This is a genomic window from Blastococcus saxobsidens, assembly GCF_010682065.1.
GTDB classification, from domain to species: domain Bacteria; phylum Actinomycetota; class Actinomycetes; order Mycobacteriales; family Geodermatophilaceae; genus Blastococcus; species Blastococcus saxobsidens_B.
In genome coordinates, this window is record NZ_JAAGWG010000049.1 from 1 (window position 1) to 8,613 (window position 8,613).

Genomic DNA, 8,613 nt, shown 5'->3' on the forward strand with positions numbered 1-8,613 from the left:
TCGCCATCGTCTACCGAGCTGCTGCCGTCCTGGCCGCGATCATCACCTGGCTACGCACTTAAGAGACATGCCCTAGGCGTGGAGGCGATGAAGAGCCTGGACGCCAACCTGCGGCTGTCCCGCCGCGACGCCGACGTGCAGATCCTGCTCGCCCACAAGCCCTCGGACATGCTCACCGCCGGCGACGCATCCTCCCAGGCGGTCGCCATCGCCCGCGACCTGCTGCACCTGTGCGACACCCGGGTCTTGCACGGTCAGGACCAGGCCGTCGGGGACGAACTCGGCACCCTGCTCGGCCTCACGCCAGTGGCGCAGCGGGTGGTCACCGACTGGGCTCTCGCCGGCAAGGGCCGGGCGCTGTGGCTGGTCGGCGACCGCGCGTTCAAGGTGCAGACAGTCCTCACCCAGCCCGAGCTGCGCCTGACCTACACCAACGACGCCCTCACCGCTGGAGGACCGGCGTGAGCGGGACTGCAGAAGGACTGGCGCAGGCGTACGCGACACGATGGCTGTGGAAGGCTGCCGCTCCCGTCGCCGTCCCATTGTTCGGCGCACTGACCCTGCTGCTGATCCCCCTCGCGGTTCTCGCCGCTCCGGAGGCATCGACGCAGACGGCGTCGTCGTCCTGCTCGACCGGTGGTACCGGCGCCACCGTCGCCGGCATCGCGCTGGACGCCGTCCAGATGGGGCAGGCGCAGACCATCGTGAACGTCGCCGCGGCACGCGGACTCGGGCCGTACGCGGCCACCGTGGCGCTGGCCACCGCCTACCAGGAGTCGCGGATCCGGATGCTGGCCAACGACGGCAGCAGCCCGGAACTGACCGCGGAGCAGGCCGCGGTGACCGCCACCAGCCTGACCTACGCGCACGACGGGCTGGGCTCCGATCACGACAGCGTCAACACCTTTCAACAGCGCTGGATCGCCGGCTGGGGCACCGTCGCCCAGCTGATGGACCCCGTCTACGCCGCCGAGGCCTTCTACGCCCGGCTGCTCGAGGTGCCCAACTGGCGGACGATGCCGCTCACCCGGGCAGCGCAGGCCGTGCAGGTCTCAGCCCACGGGGGCGCCTACGCCCGCTGGGAGCCGTTGGCCCGGGAGCTGACCGCCATGCTGTGGCCGGCCGCCCAAGCCCGGGCCGCCAACCCCGGCGGTGCGGCGGCCGGTGTTTGCCCCGGCCTGGCGGTCCCAGCTGGATCGTGGGTCCGACCCAGCACCGGCGCCCTCACCTCCGGCTATGGACCCCGCTGGGGCAGCCTGCACGCCGGCGTCGACATCGCCGGCCCCCGCGGCACCGCCGTCTACGCGGCCGCAGGCGGCACCGTGATCACCGCCGCGTGCAGCAGCGCCTACTGCGACCGCGACGGCGGCCTGAACCTGGCCGGTTACGGCAACCTCGTCGAACTCGACCACGGCGCCGGCGTGACCACCCGGTACGCGCACCTGTCCGGCTACACCGTCACGCCCGGCCAGCAGGTACCCGCCGGGGCACTGCTCGGCTACCAGGGCTCCACCGGCAACAGCACCGGCGTCCACCTGCACTTCGAGGTCCGCATCGACGGAGCGCCGATTGACCCCGTCCCGTGGCTGGCCGACCGCGACGTCGACCTGCACGCCCCCAGTCCCGCATGAGCCCGCCACCGATGCCGCGAGACCGAGGGGAAGCCATGAACGCTGCATGTCCTAGAGGCCGGCGGTGAGTGCCGGCCGCCCGCGGCCCGACGTCGGCCCGGCCAGCTGGGAGGTTCCCGCGGCCGCCGTCGTGGTCTGGCTGACCGCGGGCGCACTGATGCTGCCCGTCGCCCGAGCGGCCGCGGCGCTGGCGACCGGTGGCGGCTGGGTGTGGCCGACCGGGTCGTCCGCCCTGCTCGCCTCCGTCGGCGGGCTGCTCACCGGCGACCCGGCCGCCGGTCTTGGCCACGCACAAGCCGCAGCGCTGCCTGGAACGGGCGCCGTGTACGCCGCCGTCATCACCGTCCTGGTGCTGTTCCTGACCGGCAGTGGGGGAGCGGCGTGGGCCGTGCATCGATTCCTCGGCGGGGGAGCGGGCATGGCCAGCCGCGGCCAGGTCGCCGAGGTCCTCGGCCGCGCCCGGCTGCGCCAGGTCGCTGCCGTCGTCCGCCCGGACCTGCCGGGCGGCCGCCGACGCCGAGTCCGTCCGCCGGTCGAGCGTGAGGTCGGGTGGCGGCTGGGTTCCGGCGCCGTTCCCGCCGCCGGTGAACTGTGGGTGCCCTTCGACCGGACCACCGGCGTCTACGGGCCCCAGGGGTCCGGCAAGACCCTCGACCTGCTCGCCCCCGCGCTGCTCGGCGCGCCCGGCGCGGCGCTGGTGACCCTGACCAAGGCCGAGGATCTGCTGCTCACCCTCGACGCCCGTGCCGACGGCGAGCGTCCGGTCGCCGTGCTCGATCCCTTCGGCACGGTGCCCGGCCTGTCGGAGCTGGTGTGGGATCCGGTCGCCGGCTGTGTCGATCCGATGGTCGCCGAGCGCCGCGCCAAGGCATTCACCGCCGGCACCGTGACGGGCGCGGTCACCGGCGGTGCCAGCGACGGCGCGGCGCGGTTCTACGCGTTCGAGGCGGCCAAGGTGCTGCAGGCCTACCTGCACGCCGCCGCGCTGACCGGGCGCACGATCGAGCACGTCCTGGAGTGGGCCGCCCAGCCGCAGGCCGCCAGCCAGCCGGCCGACATCCTGCGCGCCCACCCGCACGCCGCACCGTTCTGGGACGGGCTGCTGCACGGCGCCCTGCAGGGTGATCCGCGCACCGCCGGCAACACCGCCACCACGGTGCAGCAGGCCCTGGCCTTGTTCTTCCAGGCAGACATCCGCCGCCGTTGCGTCCCCGGACCCGGCCGGGCGGCCACCGATGTCGCCGGCCTGCTCGCCGCCGGCGGCACCGTCTACCTGCTCGGACGCGAGGATCCCTACGCCTCGGCGTCGCCGCTGATGACCGCGCTGGCCGAGCACGTTCTCGACACCGCTCTGCAGCTGGCTGCCGCCGCGCCCACCGGGCGGCTGTGCCCGCCGCTGCTGGCCTGCCTGGACGAGCTGCCCTCCACCGCGCCGTTGCCTACCCTGCGCACCCGGATGGCCAACGACCGGGCTCTCGGGGTCAGCTTCCTCTACGCCGCCCAGACCTGGCGGCAGCTGGTGCTCATCTACGGCGAGGACGAAGCCCGCGCCCTGTTCGGGCTCACCAACGTGATCGTCGCCTTCGGCGGCGGCAAGGACGGCGGCTTCTACCGCGAACTCTCCGAGCTGCTCGGCACCACCCGGGTGCGGCGCACCTCCTACACCTACCGCGGAACCGGGTGGAGCCGATCCACCCACGGCGAGACCGTGCCGGTGCTGCGACCGGAGGAGATCCGCCAGCTGCCGCCCGGTCGCGCCCTGGTCGTCGCCGAGAATGCTCCGCCGCTGATCGCCCGGCTCACCCGCTGCCTCACCGGCCGCCGCGGCGCGGCGCTGCTCGCGGCCCAGTCCGCGGCCCGCGACCGCGTCGCCGCCGCCCGCACGAAGGCCTTTCCGCTGGCCGAGCGCGCCGCCCTTGCCCACGAGGCGGCCGCCAACGCCGGCCTGGCCCCGACCGGACAGGACCCGCGATGACCGACACCCAGCTCGCCGTCCCGTTTCCCAAGCCGCCGCACGAGGTGCGCCGTGCGCTCGAGCAACTCCGGCTGGCCGAGGACGCCGGCCTCGAGTCCACCGGCCTGCCGTTGTTGGACCGGCCCTGGGACCCGGCCACCTGCTCGGCGGTCGTACGGCAGCAGTTGTGGCCGTGGCTGGACGACGTCGCCGCCTGGCTCAACCACACCTACGCCTGGCAGACCAGCCATGCCATCCCGTCCTGCTGGCCCACCCACCCCCACCTCGTCCAGGAGCTCGCCGTGCTCGCCTGCCTGCGCATCACCGCCGCCGCCGCCCTGACCCCGCACGGGCTGGAGGAGTGGCACCGCTACGCGTTACCCACCTTTCACGCCCGGATGAGCGAACGACTCGGCACGGGTTGTCCGCCCGGCCGGCACACCGACTGGCCCGCCCGATCCCGGACTGCCGACTACAACAGCCCGAAGGCCACCGAAGCACGGCGGGCACTGTTCGCCCGCGACCTCGGCACCACCCCGCCCGCCGGGAGCAAGCCAGGACCGGCCGGCAACGAGGCGGGCAGGCCATGAGCCGCCTGGCCGCGCACGGCCGCGGGGACTGGATGTCGCTACTCGACGGCGTGCGAATCAGCCGCTGCTGGATGACCCGCCACACCCCACAGCTGCTCGCGGCGTGGTGCGACGCCCCCACCGCCGAGCACCGGCGGGCGGTCGCCGCCCGCATCCTGCAGATCGCAGCCGACTTGGAGAGCGAACCGGACGACCCCGACGACATGCCGACCGACTCGGCCTGGCGGGCGTTCGTCGTCCAGATCGATGACCGCCTGGTGGACGGCCCGGACTGGCTCCCGCTGGCCGCCGCGCTGACCCGGGCCGCGGCCGCCGGCTACGACGTCGCCGCCCGGCTGCCCGCGCTGGCCGCCGCCGCGCCACTGCCCGCCCGTCACCCGGCCCGGGAGCTGCACTGGCGACTGCTCGACGACTGCCCGGACGCGCTGCCCGCGCTCAGCCCCACCGGTGACCCCACGGCGACCGCCGAGAAGACCCCGACCGTCCACACCGGCCCAGGCCGTCCACAGGTCTTCCGCGGCAAGCCGCCCGGTCGGCCGCACCCACTCACCCTCGACACAGCCCACCCTCAGGACAGGAGACCGTCATGACCGTCGACGTGGCCAGCGACCCGCTCAGCTATGCCGCCTCCCTCCTCGACGCCGTCGGCGCCGACCGAGAACAGGTGCCCGCCGACATCGCGCTGGAGTGCCTCTACGCCGCCGAACTGCTCGAACGCGCCGGCGCCCGCACTGAACCGACACCGCTTATCGACGGCGACCCGCGGGCCAGCGTCCGTGCCGCCATGGGAGCACTCGGCCTGCTGGACGAGGCGGCCTTCGCGAACCCCCCGGTGCTCGACGCCGCCAGGGCCGCCCGGCACGCCCTGCGACGACTGGGCTGAGCAGTGGCCACCACCCTGCAGCAGCTCCTCGACGGCCTCACCGGGCGGGCCACCGAGCCGGAGCCCTCGGCAACGATCGAGGACATCACCGGCGCCTTGTCCCACCTCGGCCGGGCGCTCACCGGCCTGGCCCACGACGGGCTCACCCCCGGCAACAGCACGCGGCAGCGCACCGCCACCGAACTCGCCGCAGCCTGCGCCACCGCCGGTCGGCTGTGGCCGCACACCGGCGGACCGCTCACCGACCTCGCCGGCACAGCCGCCGACCTCATCGGCCGCGACCGCGGCATCATGGGCCGCTCACACCGGTGGGCGGTCACCGTGGAAGTGGCCGAGGTGGCCGACCACTGCGCGCAGCTCGGCCGCCGCCTGCTACCGCAAGCGGCGGCCCCGGAGTTGGCCATGGTCGGCAAGCTGGCCGTCGCCGTCGAACGGGACGCGCAGACCGATCCTCCGACGGCGATCGGTGCGGTGATGCTCGACCGCCTGGTACCCATGCCAAGCGATCCGCGGGCGGCCGCGCAGCTGACCGCCTTGGATGCTTCCGGGGCGCTGGCGGCAGCAATCGACCGAGCGCAGGGACGCAACGAGTTGACCCTGCGTGACTTCCGCGCCGCCGTCGCCGCCGCCGAGATCACCAGCCGAAGCGCGGCCACCGTCACCGCAGCCGCCACCGGCAACGATGCGGGACCGCTGCTGGTCACCGGACTCGCCTGGCAGCTGGTCGGCCGCGCCAGCACGGTCTTCGACGATGGCCGAGGAGCTCGGTCCACCGATCCCCACGGAGTCGTCCCGTGGGCGCTGACGTTCGTGGGCCATCTGCGCGCACAGGTCGCCTTCGACACCGACATCGCGGCCCTCCGCGACCGCGACGATCTGGCGGCCGTCGCCGGCAGCATGCAGCAGGTCACCAGCCAGCTGCCGCTCCTCGCCGAACAGCTCACCGCGGCAGTCGACCGCTGGTCCCGCACCGGACAGCTGTACGCCAACGCGCGGGACCTGCCACCCATGGAAAACATGCCGGACGACCGGGTGGCCGCGGTGATCGCCGGACGACACGTGCAGGCCCGCGGCGCCGATCTCGACCGCCTTCGGCACGTCGTCGGTAGGGCGGCGGAGCTGTCGACCGGACTGGCCGATGCGCTACACCGCGCCACCGCGGCAGGCCCGCCCGTCCAACGGCACCAGGCGCGCCTCTACGCCCAAGCAACGCGTACGCCCGGTGCAGCCGAACGGCTGCTCTACCACGCCCAGGCTGCCCATCGCGACATCACCGCAATCCGATCCCCGCATCAGGTCGCGCGGGAAGCTCCACCATCCCGATAGCCGATCGGTCACCGGGCAACGGTGATAGGTGATGCCTGGCAGGTGTTCCACGCACCCGGACGATGTCGGGGTGCTGGCTTACCGTCGGAGTATGGCTTACACAGCGAACGTTCTGCGCGTGATGATCGCCTCCCCGTCGGACACCATCGAGGCGCGTGACGCTGTGGAGTCCGCGGTGTACGGCTGGAACGGCGCCAACGCGCAGACCAAGCGGACGATCCTGCAACCGTGGCGCTGGGAGACGGCCTCGGTACCCATGTTGGGTGATCACCCGCAATCGCTGATCAACTCGCAGGGCGTCGATGAGTCTGATGTGGTCTTTGCGCTCTTCGGTAGCAGACTCGGCTCTCCGACGCCGGACGCGGTTTCGGGCACCGTGGCAGAGATCGAGCGCGCTATCGAACAGCAGAAGCCTGTCCATCTCTACTTCTCGACCGCTCCGCTGCCCAACGACGTTGATACGGCGCAGCTTGAAGGGCTTCGCACCTTCAGGGCCGAAATCGGTCAGCGCGGCCTCCTCGGCGAGTTCAGCAACGTCAGCCAGCTCGAACATGAAGTGTGGAAGGCCATTGAGTTCGACATCGCGAACCTCTCACTCGGAGTCCCGATTCTGAGGCCAGGAGCACGCGAAGTGCGCTTCTCCGTACAGCCACAGCAAGAACGCGAGATCCGTGAGTACGACAAGAACGGCAAGCCGCGGTACTCCACCCGCCACTGGATCGAGATCACCAACACCGGTGACCAGGATGCCGAGGAAGTGGTGTTCGAGCCCGTTGGGGAACACAGCAGCATGCATCTGATTACAGACGGCACGCCGACGACGGTGCACGCCGGCCAGACCCGTCGCCTGAATGTTGCCATGTCCATGGGCGGCAGCGATCCCGACATTCTCCGCATTCATTGGAGAGAGAATGGCGAGAATAGGCAACGTGATTTCCACGTTGGCTGACGGCCCGAAGATCAGGGGACATGGCCTCCCCGTGCCCGCATCCCGCGTGGCGATCGTCGCGCGGGACGCGCGCAAGCGGATCCTCTCCGGATTGGCGCTACGCGGACCCGTTGACGGCTACGACCCACGCCTTGACGGTTCCTTCAAGGCGTCGCTGCCGACGTTCTACGGCTGGGCCGAAGTGCTCCGTTCCGTAAGCAGTTGAGCCAAGTCGCTCAACCGTTGCACCGCACGCTTGTCCGGTGTGGGGCCCTGCCGGCCGTGTGCGAGCGCGTTCCTGACCTCCCAGGCTTCCCGGAGTTGTCGGTGTTCGGCTTCATCTATGACCCCGAGGCTGGCTAACGCCGACAGCAGCGCCCCAGGTGCGTCGGTGTCTAGGCCCCGCCCCTCGGCCAGTCGATGCAGTAGGCCCTCGACGGCCGACCATGCCAGCAGCAAAGCCGCTTCTGGGTCGGTTTTCGCCAGGTTGTACGCCCGCAGAGCCCGCTGGGACAACTCCTCTCGATCGGCAGTCAGTGGCGCCTCTGGCACATACACCAGCTCCAACCGCCAGCCGGGCAACGCGCCAACCCGCTCGGCGAGCACGACCGTGTCCATGTTCGGTGGCATGCGTCGCGACTTGACTTGAACGACTAGGTGTTCGTCACCCCGACGTGCAACCAAGTCGGGCCGCACGTCCGCCAGCGCTGGTGGAAGCTCTCCAGCCCCGGGGTCGGAGACCACCTCCCAGCCCTGGGAGCGGAGCCGCCCGGCAGCCGCCGCAGCTGCCTCTCGCACCGCGGGTGTGAACTGCGTTGCGCCCGTCATCGCAGCAACTCCTCGAGGTGGGTCGGCGCACTCAGCTGTAGGTACACGAATGGTCCTCCTCCTAAGTCGACCAAGGCACGGGCTAGCACCGGCGACAGCCTCGTAACTCGGAAGCCCTGCGACAGGTCATGGCGCAGCCCCACAACTTGATCCAGTCTTGCGTCGTCGTCGTACGCGATGCCCTTCAAAGCGTCGAGCGTGGGCTTCAGCATGTTGTCGACGTCTAATGGCTCCCCTGTGTGAAGGAACGCCATCGTCAGCGCAAGAGGTATTTCCAGCGCTGGCTCCTCCACCGGCCAGCGCGCCACAGCAGCAGCGGCCACACGCGCACGCCAATCGGCCCTCTTTCGAGTGCTGCTCTGCAGAGATGCCGGTACTCCCGGCACCGCGCAGTCCTGTCCCGCGTCAAGTAGTTGGCAGTTTTTCGGGATCGGGGAAGCTGGGGACGAGCGGGTCGGCGGCGCCAACGTGGA

Annotated in this window: 10 protein-coding genes; 8 read left to right on the top strand and 2 right to left on the bottom strand. The window is 71.6% G+C overall.

Going from position 1 to position 8,613, the window contains the following annotated elements:
• Positions 1 to 87 precede the first annotated feature (87 nt).
• From GCU60_RS19445 to GCU60_RS19480, 8 genes are all read left to right on the top strand, one after another.
• Positions 88 to 465 carry a hypothetical protein gene (locus tag GCU60_RS19445; protein ID WP_239521470.1) on the top strand — a complete coding sequence of 126 codons (378 nt, stop codon included), beginning with the start codon at positions 88 to 90 and terminating at the stop codon, positions 463 to 465.
• Positions 462 to 1,631 (top strand): peptidoglycan DD-metalloendopeptidase family protein, encoded by a 1,170-nt coding sequence (locus GCU60_RS19450; RefSeq protein ID WP_163208244.1) that lies wholly within the window; start codon positions 462 to 464, stop codon positions 1,629 to 1,631. Before GCU60_RS19445 ends, GCU60_RS19450 begins: the two co-directional genes overlap by 4 nt.
• A 64-nt stretch (positions 1,632 to 1,695) precedes the next feature.
• On the top strand, positions 1,696 to 3,606 hold the full coding sequence (locus GCU60_RS21990) for a type IV secretory system conjugative DNA transfer family protein (protein ID WP_163208247.1): 1,911 nt from the start codon (positions 1,696 to 1,698) through the stop codon (positions 3,604 to 3,606).
• Positions 3,603 to 4,175 (top strand): hypothetical protein, encoded by a 573-nt coding sequence (locus GCU60_RS19460; protein WP_163208249.1) that lies wholly within the window; start codon positions 3,603 to 3,605, stop codon positions 4,173 to 4,175. Before GCU60_RS21990 ends, GCU60_RS19460 begins: the two co-directional genes overlap by 4 nt.
• Positions 4,172 to 4,765, top strand: a complete 594-nt coding sequence (locus GCU60_RS19465; protein WP_163208251.1) for a hypothetical protein — start codon at positions 4,172 to 4,174, stop codon at positions 4,763 to 4,765. Before GCU60_RS19460 ends, GCU60_RS19465 begins: the two co-directional genes overlap by 4 nt.
• Positions 4,762 to 5,058 carry a hypothetical protein gene (locus GCU60_RS19470; protein ID WP_163208253.1) on the top strand — a complete coding sequence of 99 codons (297 nt, stop codon included), beginning with the start codon at positions 4,762 to 4,764 and terminating at the stop codon, positions 5,056 to 5,058. Before GCU60_RS19465 ends, GCU60_RS19470 begins: the two co-directional genes overlap by 4 nt.
• A gap of 3 nt (positions 5,059 to 5,061) precedes the next feature.
• Positions 5,062 to 6,384 carry a hypothetical protein gene (locus GCU60_RS19475; protein WP_163208255.1) on the top strand — a complete coding sequence of 441 codons (1,323 nt, stop codon included), beginning with the start codon at positions 5,062 to 5,064 and terminating at the stop codon, positions 6,382 to 6,384.
• 91 nt (positions 6,385 to 6,475) lie between these two features.
• The gene (locus tag GCU60_RS19480; RefSeq protein WP_163208257.1) at positions 6,476 to 7,333 is read left to right on the top strand and encodes a DUF4062 domain-containing protein; all 858 of its coding nucleotides are present in this window, start codon (positions 6,476 to 6,478) and stop codon (positions 7,331 to 7,333) included.
• A 165-nt stretch (positions 7,334 to 7,498) separates the two neighbouring features.
• On the opposite strand, the gene GCU60_RS19485 is transcribed toward GCU60_RS19480, so the two are convergent.
• Complete coding sequence (locus tag GCU60_RS19485; protein WP_163208260.1) at positions 7,499 to 8,140, bottom strand: DUF4145 domain-containing protein; 642 nt, start codon at positions 8,138 to 8,140, stop codon at positions 7,499 to 7,501.
• Positions 8,137 to 8,613 (bottom strand): RusA family crossover junction endodeoxyribonuclease (locus GCU60_RS19490; RefSeq protein ID WP_204262346.1); only part of this gene is annotated, 477 nt, incomplete at its 5' end. The genes GCU60_RS19490 and GCU60_RS19485, both read right to left, overlap by 4 nt.